Raw genomic sequence first — 16,815 nt, 5'->3', positions numbered from 1 at the left:
CGGTTGTGGTTACGCGGGTTATTACGATGCGGTTCAGTATTTTAGCCAAGAACGAACGCATTTTGGTGCGCGGCGCTGCCGTTTTTCTCGTCGCTGGCATGGCTGCCGGCTGCAGCTCCGGCGTTGCGCGATTCGGTGGCGGCGGTATCGACGACGTCTTTACGGCGTCGACGCCCAATCAGCGTCAGATCATCGGGCAGAATCAGCCCTATCCGGGCGACACGCAGGTGGCGCCGCTGGCAAGTGCCGAGACCGCGCCGGTGACGCGCAGCACCCTGACGCCTGTTTCTTCCCAGCCGCTTCCCCCTCCGGTCTCGCCGGGGCAGTCTGCGCCGATGGCCTCAAATACGATGCAGCCGGTTCCTGTCACGAGCCATGTCGACCAGACGGTTGCCGGGAGCGCCAAGCCGCTCGCCCCCGCCCACGATACCAAGGTGGCGGAGGCCAAGCCTATGGCTGGTGCGACGGGCAACCAGCCGGGCAAAAAGGCGCCAGGTCTTGGTGCGCCGGAAGGCACCCTCGGCGTGCTGCCGCAGTCGCAGCAGCCGAAGGCGGGTGAAAACGCCCAGCTTGCGAGCGCCGCCAACAGCGCGAAGGGCGCGGCTGCTGCTGGCACCTACAAGGTGCAGCAAGGTGACACGCTTACCAAGATCGCCAAGAGGAATGGTGTCAGCGCCGAAGCTCTGAAGGCGGCCAACGGCATGAACGACGGCACCGTTCGTATCGGCCAGACGCTGCGCATCCCCGCGGCCGGCGCTCCGGCTGCCACGACCACCGTGGCGGCTGCCGCGCCGACGCGGGACCCGGTCGTGACGAGTTCTGCTCCGGCCAAGCCAGAGAACTCTGACGCGTCCAAGATGGCTTCCTATACGCCGCCCAAGAAGAGCGACAAGGTCATCGAGCAGGCCGAGGAAGTTGCTGCAATCGCTCCGGACTCGACCGGCATCGGCAAGATGCGCTGGCCGGTGCGTGGCCGCGTCATCTCCGCCTATGGCAAGGGTGGCGGCAAGGCCAATGACGGCATCGACATCCAGGTGCCGGAGGGTACTTCGGTCAAGGCCGCCGAGAACGGCGTTGTCATCTACGCCGGCGATGGGCTGAAGGAGTTCGGCAACACGGTTCTGGTGCGCCACGAGAACGGCCTTGTCACCGTCTATGGCCATGCCAGCGAGCTGAAGGTGACCCGCGGCGAGAAGGTCAAGCGCGGTCAGGAACTCGCCCTGTCGGGCATGAGTGGCAGCACCGACACGCCGAGACTGCATTTCGAGGTACGCAAGAACTCGACTCCGGTCAATCCGTCCGGCTATCTCGAATAAGAGACGGAAGACGCTTGGCCGATCTAAGGATCGAAAAAAACCCGCCCATTGGGCGGGTTTTCTGTTTGGAATGACGGCTTGGAGCGTTGCAGGAACGCTCAGTCCTTGAGCGGCTGACCCAGTCGTCCTGCCAGGTCCTGGATGAACTGCCATGCGACGCGGCCCGAGCGGCTGCCGCGCGTCGTCGACCATTCCAGCGCTTCCGCCCGCAATGCGCCGGCGTCGATTTTCAGCTCGTGGTAGCGGACATAACCGTCGATCATGTCGAGGTATTCGTCCTGCGAGCATTTGTGGAAGCCGAGCCACAGGCCGAATCTGTCTGACAGCGACACCTTTTCCTCAATGGCCTCGGAGGGATTGATTGCGGTCGAGCGCTCATTGTCGATCATGTCGCGCGGCAGGAGGTGCCTCCGGTTCGAGGTCGCGTAGAAGATCACATTGTTCGGCCGCCCCTCGACGCCGCCTTCGAGCGCCGCCTTCAGCGACTTGTATGAAGTGTCGTCGTGATCGAAGGACAGGTCGTCGCAGAACAGGATGAAGCGGAAAGGTGCCGTCTTAAGGATGCCCATCAGCTTGGGCAGCGTGTCGATGTCCTCGCGATGGATCTCGATCAGCTTCAGCGGCGCCTCGTCCGAGCGCGCGGCGTTGATCGCGGCATGGGTGGACTTGACCAGAGACGACTTGCCCATGCCGCGCGCGCCCCAAAGCAGCACATTGTTGGCCGGGAGGCCGGCGGCGAAGCGTTCGGTGTTGTCGACCAGTATGTCGCGCACACGGTCCACGCCGCGGATCAGGCCGATATCGACGCGATTGACCCGATTGACCGGTTCCAGATAGCCGGGGCTCGCCGCCCAGACGAAGCAATCGGCTGCGTTGAGATCCGATTGGGGAATTGGGGTAGGGGCGAGCCGGCCGACGGCTTCGATCAGGCGATCGAGTTTCTGGGTCAGAACTTCGAGGGTATTCTCAGTCATTTCCGCGTTCCGCAATCTGATGAACACTTGTTCGGCGCGACATTGGTTAGATTGAATCAGTCGCGCACGTAACAAGATAGTTAGTGCGCGAATCCGCGGCCGCTTGCGCAGATGAACTTGCCCGTTTCGGTGCAGGAACCTGCTGAAAACCAGCCTTGGCCGATGATTCAATCTAACCGCATGGTCCCTAAGGCTGTAACATGGGCAATGAGCCCGGGAAAGCAGTTGTCTAGGCTGCCTGCGCAGTTGCAAAGGTAGCTCCAACCACTATATTCCGCGCAACTTTCGCAAGAGGGCTCGCGCCGAGCTCTCCCTCTATTTTCAGGAGTTTATGATGTTCGTGACACCGGCATACGCCCAAGGCACCACCGGCGCCAGCCCCGACATGTTGATCAGCGTTCTGCCGTTTGTCCTGATCTTCGTCATCATGTACTTCCTGATCATCCGTCCCCAGCGCCAGCAACTCAAGAAGCGCGGCGAACTGCTGGCCGCCATCCGTCGCGGCGATACGGTCGTGACCGGTGGTGGCCTGATTGGCAAGGTCACCAAGGTGGTCGACGACAACGAACTCGAAGTCGATCTCGGCAACGGCCTCAAGGTGACTGCGCTCCGTTCCACGATCGCCGATGTTCGTGTTAAAGGTGAACCCGTCGCCAACCAGAACGCGAAGAAGTAACGCGCCTTCCGGCGCGGGTTTTTCGTAAGGCCCTGAACCGACGGAACACGGATGCTATACTTCTCGCGCTGGAAAACTCTTTCGATCTGGATCGTCATTGCGTTGGGGCTGCTGTTTGCAGCCCCAAATCTGTTTTCGCGCCAGACGCTCGACGCCTTGCCGGACTGGCTGCCCAAGCGGGCGCTGACGCTCGGCCTCGACCTTCAGGGCGGCTCGCATGTTGTCCTTGCGATAGATCGCGACGATCTGGCCAATGAAGCCCTGGCCGCCGCGCGCGACCAGATCCGTACCGTCCTGCGCGATGCAGGGATCGGGTACACCGGCCTTTCCACGAGCGGCAGGGTGGTCGAGCTTCGCGTGCTCGAGGCCAACGAAGTCGACAAGGCCAAGCAAGCACTGGTCTCTTTCGTCCAGCCGGTGCAAACGGGCCTGTTCGGCTTCAAGTCCGTAACGGAAATGAGCCTCGGCGAGCCTGAACCGGGCCTGCTGCGCTATACGCTCACCGATGCTGGTCTCGACTACCGCATGAGGCTGGCTCAGGAGCGTTCGATCGAGGTGATCGGGCGGCGCATCGAAGAGTTCGGGACGGCTGGGCCGATCATCCAGCGTCAGGGCAAGGACCGCGTTTCCGTGCAAGTTCCGGGACTGCAGGACCCGCAGCGCCTGAAGGACATCCTCGGCCAGACCGCAAAACTCAGCTTCCGGATGGTCGACCTAAGCGTACCTGTGCATCAGGCTGTGTTGGGACAGCCGCCGTCTGGTTCGTCCGTCGTCTACTCTTTCGACGATCCGCCGGTTCCCTATCTGATCGAGGATCGCGTCATCGTTTCCGGGCAGAACCTGGTCGATGCCAAGGCGACCGTCGACGAACAGATGAAGGAGCCGACGGTTTCCTTCACGCTCGATCAGGTGGGGGCTGAACGCTTCGGCAAGGCCACCCAGGAAAATGTCGGACGCCTGTTCGCCATTGTCCTCGACAACCAGGTGATTTCGACGCCGCAGATCCGTGAGCCTATACTGACCGGTACCGGAAACGTCGCCGGCAATTTCACCGAGCAGAGCGCCAGCGATCTGGCGATGCTGCTGCGCGCCGGCGCGCTGCCGGCAAACCTGACCATCGTCGAGGAGCGCTCGGTCGGCCCGAGCCTCGGGGCCGACTCCATCACGGCCGGTCAGTTCGCAGCCCTGATTGGCGGCCTTCTGGTCCTGGCATTCATGATTGCCTCCTATGGCAGCCTCGGCATCATCGCCGATCTGGCGCTTGCCGCGAATGTCGTGCTCATCATTGCCGTTCTTTCGGCTTTCGGCGCCACGCTGACCATGCCCGGCATTGCCGGCATCATCCTGACCATCGGCATGGCCGTGGACTCCAACGTGCTCATCTATGAGCGTGTCAAGGAAGAGCGGCGCGAGGGCAAGTCGCTCGTGCAGGCGCTCGACGCCGGCTTCTCGCGCGCTGCGGCCGCCGTCATCGATGCGAATGTCACCACGCTCATCGCCGTGGTCATCCTGTTCTTCCTCGGCTCAGGGCCTGTGCGCGGTTTTGCTGTCACCGTTGCCATCGGCATCGTCACGACCATCTTCACCGCCTTCACGCTGACGCGCTGGCTCGTATCGGTCTGGTTGCGTACAGCGAGGCCGAGGGAAATTTCCCGCGGCCTGATCCGGCTGGTGCCGGAGCGCACGGCCGTGCCGTTCATGAACATGCGCAAATATGCGTTCGCCCTGTCTGCAGTCGTTTCGATTGGCGCGGCCGTCATGTTCATGACCAAGGACCTGAACTATGGCGTTGACTTCGTCGGCGGCTCGCTGATCGAGATAAAGGCCAAGGACGCTGAGGCCGATCCGGCAGATGTGCGTGCCCGGCTTAGCGAACTTAACGTCGGGGAAGTCCAGGTCCAGGAATTCGGCTCCAAGCGCGATCTCCTGATCAAGCTCGCCTCGCAGGGCGGCGGCGACAATGCCGAGCAGTCCGCGGTCGAGAAGGCCCGCATGGAACTCGAGGACGACTATGATTTCCGCCGCGTGGAGGTTGTCGGGCCGACGGTTTCCAACGAGCTCGCCAAGGCTGGAACCTGGGCGGTGCTGGCGGCGCTGGCGGCGATGCTGGTCTACATCTGGGTCCGTTTCGAGTGGCACTTCGCCCTAGGGGCGGTGGTTTCCACGCTGCACGACGTGATCGCGATGGCGGGCCTCTATGTCGTGGCGGGCATCGAGTTCAACCTTGCAAGCATCGCGGCGATCCTCGTGACCGTCGGCTATTCGATCAACGACACGATCGTGGTCTACGACCGCATTCGCGAGAACCTGCGCAAGCACCGCAAGATGCCGATGCGCGAGCTGATCGATCTTTCGCTCAACCAGACGCTTTCGCGTACCGTGCTCACCGGCGTGACGACGCTTTTGGCGCTGGGCGCGCTCTATACCTTCGGCGGCGAGGTCATCAGCTCCTTCACCTTCGCCATGATCTTCGGCGTGCTTTTCGGCACCTATTCGTCGATCTTTGTGGCCGGCCCGCTGTTGATTTTGTTCAAGCTGCGACCCGATATGTTCGATAATGACGATACGGCTCGGACCTCGGTAGCCGCGCAACCCGCAAAGCTTTGATCATGGCAGGCATTGTTATCCGAGAAGCTCATTTCCCCGGTCGGGCTCCGATCGAGGCTTACGGCAATGGCGGCTTCCGTTTCGCCGACATGTCGCATCGCGGCTCGCTGCTGTGCGTGCCGTCCGGCATCTATGGCTGGGAGCCCGCGAACCCGGCAGCGCTTACAGTCGACGATTTCGCCCGCGTTCTGGCCGAAGCCGGGGATATCCAGATCCTGCTCGTTGGCACGGGCACGGATCTGCGTCCGCTGCCGGCCGCATTGCGCGCCGCGCTTCGCGAGGTCCACATCTCGGCCGATCCAATGTCGACCGGCGCTGCGGTGCGCACCTACAACGTGCTCTTGGCCGAAGACCGGGCGGTTGCCGCCGCATTGATTGCCGTCGATTGACATGGAAGAACACGCCAAGATCGTGATGGAGGCGGTACGGACCGCCGACCGCGACCGCTATCTCAGCGCGCTTTATGCGCCGGAAGACAAGCGGCCGGCCTTGTTTGCGCTTTATGCCTTCAACGCCGAGATCGCCGGGGTGCGCGACCGCATTCGCGAGGCGCTGCCCGGCGAAGTGCGCCTGCAATGGTGGCGTGACGTCCTTGCTGCCGGCAATATTCAGGCTGCCGCCGGCCATCCGGTGGCAGAAGCGCTGATCGGGGCGATCGACACCTACGGCTTGCCCGTGGACGCGCTCCAGAACTACCTCGATGCACGGATTTTTGACCTCTACGACGACCCCATGCCGTCGCGGAATGATCTCGAAGGCTATTGCGGGGAGACGGCGGGCGCGATTATCCAGCTGGCCTCCATGATCCTCGAGCCGGAGGCTGCGCCGAGTTTCGCGGGCCTTGCCGGGCACGCCGGCTGCGCGCAGGCCATAACTGGGCTCTTGCGGCTGCTGCCGCACCACCGCGCACGCGGCCAATGCTTCGTGCCGCGCGATATTCTCTCCGCGGTGGGGTCGTCGCCGGAAGAGTTCGTCTCGGGTGACGGCGGCGCTGGGATGCCCGGCGCGCTGGCGGCGATGATCGCGCTTGCCGCTGAGCATCTTGCTGCTTTCGAACGTGGCGCGCGGGAACTGCCGGTCAGTCTGCGCCCGGCATTTCTCCCGGTTGCCCTGACAGGCGCTTACCTTACCAGCTTGCGTAAAATGGGCAGGGAGCCTGCAACCGTCCCGGCAGAGATCGCCGGCTGGCGCCGGCATGCTTTGCTGTTCCGGCACGCCGCGCGCGGTTGGAAATCGAATCACATTTGACGTAAACGTCAGCTATGTTACTCCTCTTGCGTCGTCGTCTCCGTGAACGGAGCGCGGCTCTGGGGGAGGAGAATTTCGGCTCATGAGCCTGCCGGTCCTTATCGCCATTGTGGTGGTCGGGATAGCTCTGTGCGTTGCCGCGGTGCATTTCACCGGTGGCAGCAAGCAGGCGACGCTTGCCGCCGAAGATGATGCCATGCGGCGCTTCGGCGAGGATTTTCCCGACGAAACGATTTTCAGGGTTCGCCTGACAGAGGATCGCCGCACGGCGTTCCTGGTCCTAGACGGCAATAGAACGGGCATCGTCCAGACCATCGGCGACCGGTTCCTGACGCGCATCATTACGCCACCGGACATCGACTCGATTGAATTCGGACGGTCCGCCAAGCTGTCGATCCGCTTCAAGGATTTCACCTGGGGTGGGGGACAGTTTGCGTTCGGCGCTGCCCATGATGCCGGCGCGGTGCTTCAGGCTCTTGGTGGCGGCCCAATATCCAGGCAGGGGCGTGAAAATGGAGAGCTATGAGTTTCCGCAGGTAACGCAGCTTGCCATTCCTTTCTTCGTCCTGGCGATCCTGATAGAGCTCTGGCTCGTCCGGACTGGGCGGGCCAAGGGTTCGTTCGAAACGCGCGACACGCTGACGAACCTGATGATGGGCACCGGTAATGTCGTTGCCGGCCTGCTGCTCGGCTTCGTTTCCTACGCCGCTCTGCTGTGGGTGTGGCAGTTCCGCCTTTTCGACCTTGGCTTGTCGCCCTGGGTTTTCGTAGCGGCCTTCCTGCTCGATGACCTTCGCTACTACTTCTATCACCGCATCGCCCACCGCGTGCGCTGGGTATGGGCCGAGCACGTCAATCATCATTCGAGCCAGCACTACAATCTCTCGACCGCTCTGCGTCAGAGCTGGACGGGGCTGTTCACTGGCATGTTCGTACTGCAGGCGCCCTTGGTGCTGCTCGGTATCCACCCGGCGGTAATCGCCTTCGTCTACGGCTTCAACCTGCTCTGGCAGTTCTGGATCCACACCGAGACGATCGGCCGGATGTGGGGCTGGTTCGAGTTCATCTTCAACACGCCCTCGCATCACCGGGTGCACCACGCCACCAATGCGCGATACCTCGACGCGAACTTTGCGGGCACGCTGATCATCTGGGACCGCATGTTAGGCACCTTCGTCGAGGAAGTGCCCGAGGACCAGCCGCGCTACGGTATCGTCAGGAACATCGGCACGTTCAATCCACTGAAGGTCGCGTTCCACGAATGGATCGGCATGTTCCGCGACGCGTTCGCGCCCGGCCTGACAGTTTGCCAGCGTCTCGGCTATCTGTTCCGGCCGCCGGGCTGGAGCCATGACGGATCGCGCAAGACTTCCGAGGATTTGAAGGCCGATTATGTGCGCCGCAACCCCGCCGAGGCGGGTAAGCCGGGGCTCACGGGCTAGAATACCGCCGCAGTTCGTCAGACCCACCTCTTCTCACGGCCTTTTGCGGATGTGCCTTTTGCTGTCGCCGATCGAACGAATGACGAGCGCCGGATTCCCTCCGACCAGGGTATTCGGGGGAACGTCTTTGGTGACGACCGAACCCGCGCCAACAACGGAGTTCTCGCCGACGGTAACCCCGCCAATGATCGTTACGCCGGCTGCGATCCAGACGTTTCGTTCGATCACGATGGGCTTCGCGATCACGAAAGCGCGCCGCTGGGAAGGTTCAACTGGATGGCCCGACGTGATGATGCTCACATTCGGCCCGATCATCACATCATCGGCAATGTCGATCCCGCCAAGATCGTACATGGTGCAATTCTGGTTGATGAATACATTGCGCCCAACGCGGATATTCTCGCCGCCGGTGGTGTAGAATGGTGGGATCAGCGAAAAACTGTCGTCCACCTTGCTGCCGATGAGATCGCTGAAAACAGCACGAATTTCTTCCGCATCATCGTACGTCAAGCGGTTGAGAGCCGGTGTGATCGCCATCGCTCGCCTGACGCTGGCCACCATGGCCGCTGATTCCGGCGTTCTCCTGGGAATTACCTTGGTGCCGTCCTCATTCGACATTCACTATTTTCCTCGGGCTGCAGTTGAGCGTGCGTTTCGGCGCACGAGGGCGGCACCGAGATTCGCCAAGTCTAGCCAGAAAGTGGAAGGGCCGGAATCCACCGAACTGAGACGTTCGCCGCGAAGAACAGCTTGATGCCTTGCGCCGAAAGAAAAAGCCCGCCGAAGCGGGCTTTTTGTTTACTCGGCCGCCTGCGCAGCATCCGGGATGCCGAGCCATGCGCGGCAATCGGCCAGCGCGCGCGATGTGATCGCATGGCGCTTGGCAACGATCTTGTCCTTGCCGCGCAGCCGCTTCCCTTCGACCTTCGGCGCCTCGATGGGCGGGAAGAGGCCGAAATTCACATTCATCGGCTGGAAGGAGCGCTTGCCGGGCTCGTCGTCGGAAACGATGTGCCCGCCCGTGATGTGGTTGAGCAGCGCGCCAAAGGCGGTCGTGACGGGCGGCGGCGAAACCTGCTGGCCGAGCAGCTGGGCGGCGGCGAAGCGCCCCGCGAGCAGGCCGACAGCGGCCGATTCGACATAGCCTTCGCAGCCGGTGATCTGGCCGGCAAAGTGCAGGCCAGGGCGGCTCTTCAGCTGCAGCGTCGTGTCGAGCAGCGTCGGCGAGTTGATGTAGGTGTTGCGGTGCAGGCCGCCGAGGCGGGCGAAATCTGCATTCTCCAGCCCGGGAATCATGCGGAAGATGCGCACCTGCTCGGCATATTTCAGCTTCGTCTGGAAGCCGACCATGTTGTAGAGCGTGCCCAGCGCATTGTCCTGACGGAGCTGGACGACCGCATAGGCCTTCACCGTCGGGTTATGCGGATTGGTCAGGCCCATCGGCTTCATCGGGCCGTGGCGCAGCGTCTCGACCCCGCGTTCGGCCATCACCTCGATAGGCAGGCAGCCATCGAAATAGGGCGTGCCTTCCCACTGCTTGAACTCGGTCTTGTCGCCGTCGATCAGAGCCTGCACGAAGGCTTCGTACTGCGCCTTGTCCATAGGGCAGTTGATATAGTCCTTGCCGGTGCCGCCGGGGCCGACCTTGTCGTAGCGGGACTGGAACCAGCAGATATCGAAATTGATCGTGTCGAAATGGACGATCGGAGCGATTGCGTCGAAGAAGGCGAGCGCATCGGCCCCCGTGTTCTGCGCGATAGCCTCAGCCAGCGACGGCGCCGTGAGCGGCCCGGTGGAGATGATTGCGTTCTCCCAATCCTCAGGCGGCAGGCCTGTCACTTCCTCGCGCTGGATGGTGATGAGCGGATGCGCCTCGAGCTTGGCCGTGACAGCGGCGGAAAAGCCATCGCGGTCGACCGCGAGCGCGCCGCCCGCCGGCACCTGGTTGGCATCGGCCGAACCCATGATCAGCGAGCCTGCCAGCCGCATCTCGGCGTGAAGAAGGCCGACGGCATTTGCCTGCGCATCGTCGGAACGGAACGAGTTCGAGCAGACCAGCTCGGCAAGGCCGTCGGTCTTGTGGGCGTCGGTACCGCGAACCGGCCGCATCTCGTGGAGAATGACGGGGACGCCGGCCTGCGCTGCCTGCCAGGCTGCTTCGGAGCCGGCGAGGCCGCCGCCGATGATGTGCAAGGGTTTTGTTGTCATGGTTGGGAAATAAGCCGCCCAGCTGGGGAAATCAATCGGCGCGTGGCCGTGTCCGAAAACGACAACACCCGCCGGGGGAGGAGGTCCGGCGGGTGTCGTTAGAGTGGTCAGTGATCGGGAGGAGGTGAACACTGACCTTATTCGTCGGGCCCGGGAGGAGGTAGGCGCCGACAAAATTCCTTTCGCCAATTGAAGGGGGCGAAACCCTTGAGAGAACAGCACCCGCCGAGGGAGGAGGTTCGGCGGGCGCCGTTAGGGTGGTCAGTGATCGGGAGGAGGTGAACACTGACCTTATTCATCGGAACCTGGGAGGAGGTAGGCGCCGACGAAATTCTTTTCGCCATTGAGGGTGCGAAGGCCCTTGAGAGAACAGCACCCGCCGAGGGAGGAGGTTCGGCGGGCGCCGTTTTGGTCGGTCAGCTATCGGGAGGAGGTGAAGGCTGACCGTATTCGCCGAAACCCGGGAGGAGGTAGGTTCGGCGAAATTCGATTAGATCGAGCGGCGTGCGACCGAGTGGATTTCGCTGCGGCTGATGCCGAGGTCGGTCAGTTCACGGTTCGACAGGCGGCTCAGCTCGGAAACGGTCTCGCGATAGCGGCGCCAGTTGCGGAAATTGCGGAGGATGTTCATTTTTTCTTGCTTTCTTTTAACGTACGGGTGGAGCCGGATGGCCCCGGAAAAATCAGATCGACTTGCGCGCGACGAAGTGGATGTCGCTGCGGCTGATGCCGAGGTCGGTCAATTCGCGGTTCGACAGGCGGCTCAGCTCAGACACGGTTTCGCGGTAGCGGCGCCAGTTGCGGTAATTGCGGATCAGGTTCATGGTTGGGCTCGTTTCGTCTTCGGTTCGTTTTTTCAATCGCTGTTTACGAGGCGTAAATAGGCCCGGGCGCTATGCATTAAAAGAGCAATTGGTGCATGGCAGCAATGCGTTTTGTGCATTGCAATATTAATCGATTTTAGCGGCTGTGACGCAAATGTGGCGGAATCTTAAAAAACCCGTGACAACAAGGGTTTGAAGGTGGTTCTTTTGTCGCAGACAGGTCTGGAGTGAGTGCATTGGCGGGCTATTCGGCACGGGTGAAGCAGGACATTGAGCGATGGGTCGACAAGGGCCTGATCGACGCCTCGACGGGGGATGCGCTGGGGCGCGACGTGGAGGCGAATGAAAGCCGCCTGTTCAGTTTCGGCTTCGTGCTGGCGGTCATGGCGGCCCTGCTTCTGGGCGCAGCACTTCTTCTTCTGGTGGCCGCGAATTGGGATGCCATTCCCCGCCTGCTGCGCGTGCTCGGCCTGTTTGCCATCATCTTCGGCAGCTATGTCGGCGGCGCATTGCTCAAGTCGCGTGGGCAGAATGCGATTGCCGAGGCCCTCTGGCTGGTCGGCGCCGCCGCCTTCGGCGGTTCAATCGCGCTGATCGGTCAGATGTATCATCTCGAGGGCGACGAGAGCGCAGCCTTGCTGACATGGTGCTTCGGCACCGGACTGGCGGCGCTGCTGCTGCGCTCAAGCCTGCTCACCGTGGCCGGGGCGGCCATAGGTATAGCCTGGATGGTCGTCGTCGGCTTCGACGGCTGGGAGTTCCGCCACTCCACGCATTTCTATCTGGTGGTCGCGGCTGCGCTCTGGCTGGTTTCCTATTGGACGCAGAGCCGCGCGGCGCGGCACCTCATCCTGCTGTCGCTCGTGCTCTATGCCTGCCTGCTGGTGGCCCACCACAATGTGTCCGACGTCGGCATAGGGCTGACCTTGTTGTCGGCGGCGCTTTTTGCTCTCTGCGTGGCCGCACCGGCGGCGGTGGATGCCGTCTTCCGTATCGACGGCCTGCTGCCGGTTCATTGCCTCATCGGCTTCCTCACCGGCATGCTGCTCGTCCAGGTCGATCAACTCGACTACACCGGGCGGCTGGTGATGTCGGCGCTCGTCGTGTTCGCGGGCATTGCGACCGCACTTTACTTCGCCGGCCGTGACAGCCGGCTGTTGCGCTGGATTGCCTATGCCGGCTTTGGCCTCGAACTCTGCTTCATCTATGTCCTGACGATCGGCACCATGCTCGGCACCGCCGGGCTGTTCTTGGCGTCGGGCATCGTGCTCGGCATAATCGCCATCGTCATCATCAGGGTGGAGCGACGCATCGGCGGCGGTACGATCAAGCAGGCAGGAGCAGCGTGATGAAAAACAGGCTTCTTATCTCGGCCGTTGTCCTCTCGCTGATCCAGATCGGCTTCCTGTCGTGGATCATTGGGTCTCGCGCGATGATCCTTCGCAACGGGCAGGAGGTGCTGCTCAAGGTCGAGCCCGTCGACCCGCGCGACCTGCTACGTGGCGACTATGTCCGCCTGGGCTATGAGGCCTCCAGCGTTCCGGCCAAGCTGATCGTCAACCGCGATGCCGATGCTTCGGCAAGCGTCGACGGTGCGATCCATGTACGCCTCAAGAAGGGCGAGGACCGCTTCTGGCATCCGGTGGCCGCGGCATTGGGGACAGGCTTCGCAAACGCCCCCGGCGAGGGCGAGGTGGACGTGCTTGGCACCAATTCTTCGGGCTGGCCGCAGGACGAAGAGGCCGTGCTGCATGTCGATTACGGTATCGGCCGCTTCTATCTTCCGGAAGGCGAAGGAAAAGCCGTCGAGCGGGACATGCGCGTGCGTAGCTTCGGCATCCTGGCCACCGTCGACAAGGACGGCTCGCTCCAGATCAAGGCGCTGAAGGACGGGGACACCACGCTGTTCTCCGAGCCGCTGTACTAAGGGCCCGGCAATGCTACCCGGCGCATCTATGACGCGCCGGGTAACTTCCCGCAGAGAGCTTACAGCAACTCGAGGCCTAAGCCGGGACCTCCCGGTTCGCCATCGTGCGGCGGGTCAGCCAGTCGGGGTCCATCTCAGGCACCGATTGCAACAGGTGCGTGGTGTATGCGTGCTCGGGGTTGGCGAAGACGGTTTCGACCGCGCCCGTTTCGACGACGCGCCCGTACTGCATCACCACCACCTCGTCGGCCACGGCCTTCACCGTCGCCAGGTCGTGCGTGATGAACATCAGCGCAAGGTCGCGCTCCTTCTGCACCCGCGCCAGAAGCGCCAGGATGCCGGCGGCCACGAGCTGGTCGAGCGCCGAAGTCACCTCGTCGCAGATGATGAACTTCGGTTCCGCCGCCAGCGCCCGGGCGATGCCAATGCGCTGCTTCTGCCCACCTGAAAGCTCCGTCGGCCGCCGGTCCATATAGATCGCCGGATCAAGCTCGATCTGCTCGAGCAATGCGCGGATGCGCTGCTCCTTCTCGCGGCCCTTGAGGCCGAGATAGAATTCGACCGGCCGCCCGATGATGTCCCGGATGGATTGGCGCGGATTGAGCGCCGTATCAGGCATCTGGTAGATCATCTGGACGTGACGAAGGTCTTCGCGGCTCCGGGCTAGATAGTCCGTCGGGAGCTTGCGCCCTTCGAACAAAACCTCGCCGCGCGAGGGCTTCAGAATACCGCTGATGACGCGCGCGGCCGTCGATTTCCCCGATCCGGATTCGCCGACAACCGCAACAGTCTGGCCGCGATGGATGTCGAAGGAGACGTCCTCCAGCACCTTGGCCGCGCCATAGCCCGCGTCGATATTCCTGAGGCTCAGCACGGGCTGCGCGCCGGTGCTGCGCTCCTGCCTGGGGCGTTCCAGCGAGCGCACCGCCCACAGGGACTTTGTATAGTCCTCCTGCGGCTCGGAAAGCATGGTCCGGGTCGCGGCCGTCTCGACGGCGCGGCCGTTTTTCAGCACGGTGATGCGATCGGCCATCTGGGCGACGACGGCAAGGTCGTGGCTGATGTAGATCGCCGCGGTGCCGAACTGCTCGACTATGTCCCGGATCGATGCAAGCACCTCGATCTGGGTGGTGACATCGAGCGCGGTGGTCGGCTCGTCAAAAATGATGAGATCCGGCTTGCAGGCCATGGCCATGGCCGTCATGGCCCGCTGCAGCTGGCCGCCCGAAACCTGGTGCGGATAGCGAAAGCCGATGCCCTCCGGCTGCGGCAGGCGCATCTTGCGGTAAAGTTCGACGGCGCCTTCCTCTGCCTGTGCGCGCGGCATCACCTTCTTGACGACCGGCACCTCGCAATGCTGGTCGATGAGCTTGTGCGCCGGATTGAAGGAGGCAGCGGCGGACTGGGCTACATAGGCGATCCGCTTGCCGCGGAAGTCGCGCCGGACGTGCTCGCCACAGCGGGCGAGATCAATGCCGTCGAAGTCGACGGAGCCGGAGACGATGCGGCAGCCATCGCGGGTGAAACCCATCGCGGCAAGGCCGAGCGTGGATTTACCGGCACCCGATTCCCCTATGAGGCCGAGAACCTCGCCGCGCGCCAGGTCGAGGTCGATACCGTCAACCAGTCTCGTCCAGCCGTTCGAAGATTTGCCCTCGATCCGCAAATCGCGGATCGTCAGCAAGGGAGAGCGATCTTTGCCGACGGTCTTCATGGCTCAGTCCTTCAATCCGCTCGAGCGATGCAGCATCCAGTCGACCACGAAATTGATCGACACGGTGAGCAGCGCGATCGCTGCAGCCGGCAGCAGCGGGGTAATGTCGCCGAAGCTGATGAGCGTGGCGTTTTCCTTCAGCATCGAACCCCAGTCGGCGGTCGGCGGCTGGATGCCCAGGCCGAGGAAGGAGAGGGCAGCGATGAACAGGAACACGAAGCAGAAACGCAGGCCGAATTCGGCGACGAGCGTTGAGGCGATGTTTGGTAGCACCTCCTTCACGACGAGCCAGCCAAGGCCTTCTCCGCGCAGTCGCGCCGCCTGGATATAGTCCATCACGACCACCGACTGGGCCGAGGCGCGGGCGAGGCGGAAGACAGGCGCGACGTAGATCAACGCGATGACAAGCACCATGCTTGCAACCGAAGCGCCAACGATGGTGAGCAGCATCAGCGCAAGGATCAGCGAAGGGATCGCCATGATCACATCGATGATGCGTGAAAGCAGACGATCCGTCATGCCGCCAACCACAGCGGCCACGATGCCGAGCAGCGAGCCGACGGTGAAGGCGATCGCCGTCGTCAGCAAAGCGAGGCCGACCGTATTGCGCGTGCCATAGATCAGGCGGGAGAACATGTCGCGGCCGAGATTGTCGGTTCCGAACAGGAACTGGCTGCTCCAGGGCTCGTATTGTTCCCCGACGATCGCGGTCTCGCCATAGGGGGCGATGACCGGCGCAAATATCGCGATGACGGCCACCAGCAGGATCACGGCCGTACCGAACAAGGCGGTGCAAGGGGCGGTTCTCAAGGTCTGAAAGAAGCGGGTCATGGCCATTACCTCCGTTCGCCCATGAGGCGCGGGTTGGTCACGATCGACAGCACGTCGGCAATGAGGTTGAGCAGGATGTAGGCGGCGGCGAAGAGCAGGCCGACCGACTGGACCACCATGACGTCGCGATGCGTCACGGCATCGACGAAGAGCTGGCCGAGGCCGGGATAGACGAACACGACCTCAACAACCACGACGCCGACGACGAGATAGGCGAGATTGAGCGCCACGACATTGATGATGGGCGCCAGCGCATTGGGAAGCGCGTGATAAAGGATGACGCGCAGCCGGCTCATGCCCTTCAGCCTCGCCATCTCGATATAGGGGCTTGCGAGCACGTTGATGATTGCGGCCCGGGTCATGCGCATCATGTGCGCCACCACCACAAGCACTAGGGTGAGCGCAGGCAGGAAGGAGCGGTAGACGAGCTCGCCGAACGGCATGCCGGCATCGATGTTGGACAGCGAGGGAAACAGCGCCAGCCGCACCGACAGGAACAGGATCAGCACATAGGCGACGAAGAATTCAGGCAGCGACACCCAGATCAACGCCACCACGTTGCAAAGGCGGTCGAAGATCGAGTTGCGGTAAAGCGCGGCCAGGATGCCGAGGGTCAGCGCCAGCGGGATCGAGACCGTGGCGGCAAAGGCAGCCAGGAACAGCGTATTGCCCAGCCTGACCGACAGGAGTTCGGAAATCGGGCGATTATTGGCGAGCGACGTGCCGAAATCGCCCTGGACGGCTCCGAGAAGCCAATGGAGATAGCGCTGGACCGCGGGCTGGTCGAGCCCCAGCTCGCGCCGGAACGCGGCGACGGTCTCGGGCGTGGCGGACTGCCCCAGGATCTGCTGTGCGAGGTCGCCCGGCAAGAGCTCCACGCCGATGAAGATCAGCGCCGAGACCGCGATCAGCGTGATGACGCCGAGCGCCAGCCGCTCCCCCACGAGGATCCAGATACGTCCCATGCCGCCTCCCTGGCTTCGTTCGGGATGCCGGCTTCTCCCTGCCGTCATCCAATGACACTGCCGGGAAGCGTGGCTTCCCGGCA

The 16,815-nt window shown here is 62.7% G+C and carries 17 protein-coding genes; 9 read left to right on the top strand and 8 right to left on the bottom strand.

The annotated features are described in order from the left end of the window. Nucleotides 1–26 precede the first annotated feature (26 nt). A complete protein-coding gene (locus M2281_RS01430; RefSeq protein WP_280819315.1) occupies nt 27–1,316 on the top strand; it encodes a M23 family metallopeptidase in 1,290 nt (429 codons plus the stop codon). A gap of 98 nt (nt 1,317–1,414) precedes the next feature. On the opposite strand, the gene M2281_RS01425 is transcribed toward M2281_RS01430, so the two are convergent. Next, nucleotides 1,415–2,290 carry an ATP-binding protein gene (locus tag M2281_RS01425; protein ID WP_280819314.1) on the bottom strand — a complete coding sequence of 292 codons (876 nt, stop codon included), beginning with the start codon at nt 2,288–2,290 and terminating at the stop codon, nt 1,415–1,417. Between the two features lie 334 nt (nt 2,291–2,624). Here M2281_RS01425 and yajC point away from each other — a divergent pair, with 334 nt between their 5' ends. The 6 genes from yajC to M2281_RS01395 all read left to right on the top strand — a co-directional run bounded on the left by yajC (nt 2,625) and on the right by M2281_RS01395 (nt 8,263). After that, nucleotides 2,625–2,966: a preprotein translocase subunit YajC gene (gene yajC, locus M2281_RS01420; protein WP_106725745.1), complete on the top strand. Its 342-nt coding sequence runs from the start codon at nt 2,625–2,627 to the stop codon at nt 2,964–2,966. Nucleotides 2,967–3,017: 51 nt separating this feature from the next. Next, nucleotides 3,018–5,573, top strand: a complete 2,556-nt coding sequence (gene secDF, locus M2281_RS01415; protein ID WP_280819313.1) for a protein translocase subunit SecDF — start codon at nt 3,018–3,020, stop codon at nt 5,571–5,573. Beyond that, a complete protein-coding gene (locus tag M2281_RS01410; RefSeq protein ID WP_280821074.1) occupies nt 5,573–5,962 on the top strand; it encodes an Mth938-like domain-containing protein in 390 nt (129 codons plus the stop codon). Before secDF ends, M2281_RS01410 begins: the two co-directional genes overlap by 1 nt. Nucleotide 5,963: 1 nt before the next feature. Continuing rightward, nucleotides 5,964–6,821, top strand: coding sequence for a phytoene/squalene synthase family protein (locus tag M2281_RS01405; protein ID WP_280819312.1), 858 nt, complete (start codon nt 5,964–5,966; stop codon nt 6,819–6,821). 82 nt (nt 6,822–6,903) lie between these two features. Beyond that, entirely contained in the window at nt 6,904–7,347 is a 444-nt protein-coding gene (locus tag M2281_RS01400; protein ID WP_280819311.1) for a hypothetical protein, read from the top strand. Then, nucleotides 7,334–8,263 (top strand): sterol desaturase family protein, encoded by a 930-nt coding sequence (locus tag M2281_RS01395; RefSeq protein ID WP_280819310.1) that lies wholly within the window; start codon nt 7,334–7,336, stop codon nt 8,261–8,263. Before M2281_RS01400 ends, M2281_RS01395 begins: the two co-directional genes overlap by 14 nt. 33 nt (nt 8,264–8,296) lie before the next feature. Here M2281_RS01395 and M2281_RS01390 read toward each other — a convergent pair whose 3' ends face one another. From M2281_RS01390 to M2281_RS01375, 4 genes are all read right to left on the bottom strand, one after another. Continuing rightward, the gene (locus M2281_RS01390) at nt 8,297–8,881 is read right to left on the bottom strand and encodes a sugar O-acetyltransferase (protein ID WP_280819309.1); all 585 of its coding nucleotides are present in this window, start codon (nt 8,879–8,881) and stop codon (nt 8,297–8,299) included. Nucleotides 8,882–9,061: 180 nt separating this feature from the next. After that, nucleotides 9,062–10,471, bottom strand: a complete 1,410-nt coding sequence (trmFO, locus tag M2281_RS01385; protein WP_280819308.1) for a methylenetetrahydrofolate--tRNA-(uracil(54)-C(5))-methyltransferase (FADH(2)-oxidizing) TrmFO — start codon at nt 10,469–10,471, stop codon at nt 9,062–9,064. 490 nt (nt 10,472–10,961) lie between these two features. Further along, entirely contained in the window at nt 10,962–11,102 is a 141-nt protein-coding gene (locus M2281_RS01380) for a DUF1127 domain-containing protein (protein WP_106727352.1), read from the bottom strand. Between the two features lie 52 nt (nt 11,103–11,154). Further along, on the bottom strand, nt 11,155–11,295 hold the full coding sequence (locus M2281_RS01375) for a DUF1127 domain-containing protein (RefSeq protein WP_280819307.1): 141 nt from the start codon (nt 11,293–11,295) through the stop codon (nt 11,155–11,157). A gap of 227 nt (nt 11,296–11,522) precedes the next feature. On the opposite strand from M2281_RS01375, the gene M2281_RS01370 reads away from it, so the two are divergent. Together M2281_RS01370 and M2281_RS01365 are read left to right on the top strand one after the other, a co-directional pair. Further along, the gene (locus tag M2281_RS01370; RefSeq protein ID WP_342394241.1) at nt 11,523–12,644 is read left to right on the top strand and encodes a DUF2157 domain-containing protein; all 1,122 of its coding nucleotides are present in this window, start codon (nt 11,523–11,525) and stop codon (nt 12,642–12,644) included. After that, a complete protein-coding gene (locus M2281_RS01365; protein WP_280819305.1) occupies nt 12,644–13,222 on the top strand; it encodes a GDYXXLXY domain-containing protein in 579 nt (192 codons plus the stop codon). Before M2281_RS01370 ends, M2281_RS01365 begins: the two co-directional genes overlap by 1 nt. Before the next feature lie 76 nt (nt 13,223–13,298). Here the strand turns inward: M2281_RS01365 and M2281_RS01360 are convergent, their stop codons facing one another. The 3 genes from M2281_RS01360 to M2281_RS01350 are packed head-to-tail and all read right to left on the bottom strand — an operon-like array spanning nt 13,299 to nt 16,732. Further along, nucleotides 13,299–14,936: an ABC transporter ATP-binding protein gene (locus tag M2281_RS01360; protein WP_280819304.1), complete on the bottom strand. Its 1,638-nt coding sequence runs from the start codon at nt 14,934–14,936 to the stop codon at nt 13,299–13,301. A 3-nt stretch (nt 14,937–14,939) separates the two neighbouring features. Continuing rightward, nucleotides 14,940–15,767: an ABC transporter permease gene (locus M2281_RS01355; protein ID WP_280819303.1), complete on the bottom strand. Its 828-nt coding sequence runs from the start codon at nt 15,765–15,767 to the stop codon at nt 14,940–14,942. A 5-nt stretch (nt 15,768–15,772) separates the two neighbouring features. Beyond that, on the bottom strand, nt 15,773–16,732 hold the full coding sequence (locus M2281_RS01350) for an ABC transporter permease (protein WP_280819302.1): 960 nt from the start codon (nt 16,730–16,732) through the stop codon (nt 15,773–15,775). Nucleotides 16,733–16,815 lie beyond the last annotated feature (83 nt).

Origin of the sequence: Pseudaminobacter soli (ex Li et al. 2025) (assembly GCF_029892515.1) — a bacterium.
GTDB classification, from domain to species: domain Bacteria; phylum Pseudomonadota; class Alphaproteobacteria; order Rhizobiales; family Rhizobiaceae; genus Pseudaminobacter; species Pseudaminobacter soli_A.
Note: the sequence above shows the minus strand (reverse complement) of the source record. Positions and strands in the feature narration are given on the sequence as shown.

What these genes read in the sequence shown, in the direction of transcription:
- M2281_RS01430 (WP_280819315.1), top strand. Translation starts at nt 27, where the DNA reads ATGCGGTTCAGTATTTTAGCCAAGAACGAACGCATTTTGGTGCGCGGC.
- M2281_RS01425 (WP_280819314.1), bottom strand. Translation starts at nt 2,290, where the DNA reads ATGACTGAGAATACCCTCGAAGTTCTGACCCAGAAACTCGATCGCCTG.
- yajC (WP_106725745.1), top strand. Translation starts at nt 2,625, where the DNA reads ATGTTCGTGACACCGGCATACGCCCAAGGCACCACCGGCGCCAGCCCC.
- secDF (WP_280819313.1), top strand. Translation starts at nt 3,018, where the DNA reads ATGCTATACTTCTCGCGCTGGAAAACTCTTTCGATCTGGATCGTCATT.
- M2281_RS01405 (WP_280819312.1), top strand. Translation starts at nt 5,964, where the DNA reads ATGGAAGAACACGCCAAGATCGTGATGGAGGCGGTACGGACCGCCGAC.
- M2281_RS01400 (WP_280819311.1), top strand. Translation starts at nt 6,904, where the DNA reads ATGAGCCTGCCGGTCCTTATCGCCATTGTGGTGGTCGGGATAGCTCTG.
- M2281_RS01395 (WP_280819310.1), top strand. Translation starts at nt 7,334, where the DNA reads ATGGAGAGCTATGAGTTTCCGCAGGTAACGCAGCTTGCCATTCCTTTC.
- M2281_RS01390 (WP_280819309.1), bottom strand. Translation starts at nt 8,881, where the DNA reads ATGTCGAATGAGGACGGCACCAAGGTAATTCCCAGGAGAACGCCGGAA.
- trmFO (WP_280819308.1), bottom strand. Translation starts at nt 10,471, where the DNA reads ATGACAACAAAACCCTTGCACATCATCGGCGGCGGCCTCGCCGGCTCC.
- M2281_RS01380 (WP_106727352.1), bottom strand. Translation starts at nt 11,102, where the DNA reads ATGAACATCCTCCGCAATTTCCGCAACTGGCGCCGCTATCGCGAGACC.
- M2281_RS01375 (WP_280819307.1), bottom strand. Translation starts at nt 11,295, where the DNA reads ATGAACCTGATCCGCAATTACCGCAACTGGCGCCGCTACCGCGAAACC.
- M2281_RS01365 (WP_280819305.1), top strand. Translation starts at nt 12,644, where the DNA reads ATGAAAAACAGGCTTCTTATCTCGGCCGTTGTCCTCTCGCTGATCCAG.
- M2281_RS01360 (WP_280819304.1), bottom strand. Translation starts at nt 14,936, where the DNA reads ATGAAGACCGTCGGCAAAGATCGCTCTCCCTTGCTGACGATCCGCGAT.
- M2281_RS01355 (WP_280819303.1), bottom strand. Translation starts at nt 15,767, where the DNA reads ATGACCCGCTTCTTTCAGACCTTGAGAACCGCCCCTTGCACCGCCTTG.
- M2281_RS01350 (WP_280819302.1), bottom strand. Translation starts at nt 16,732, where the DNA reads ATGGGACGTATCTGGATCCTCGTGGGGGAGCGGCTGGCGCTCGGCGTC.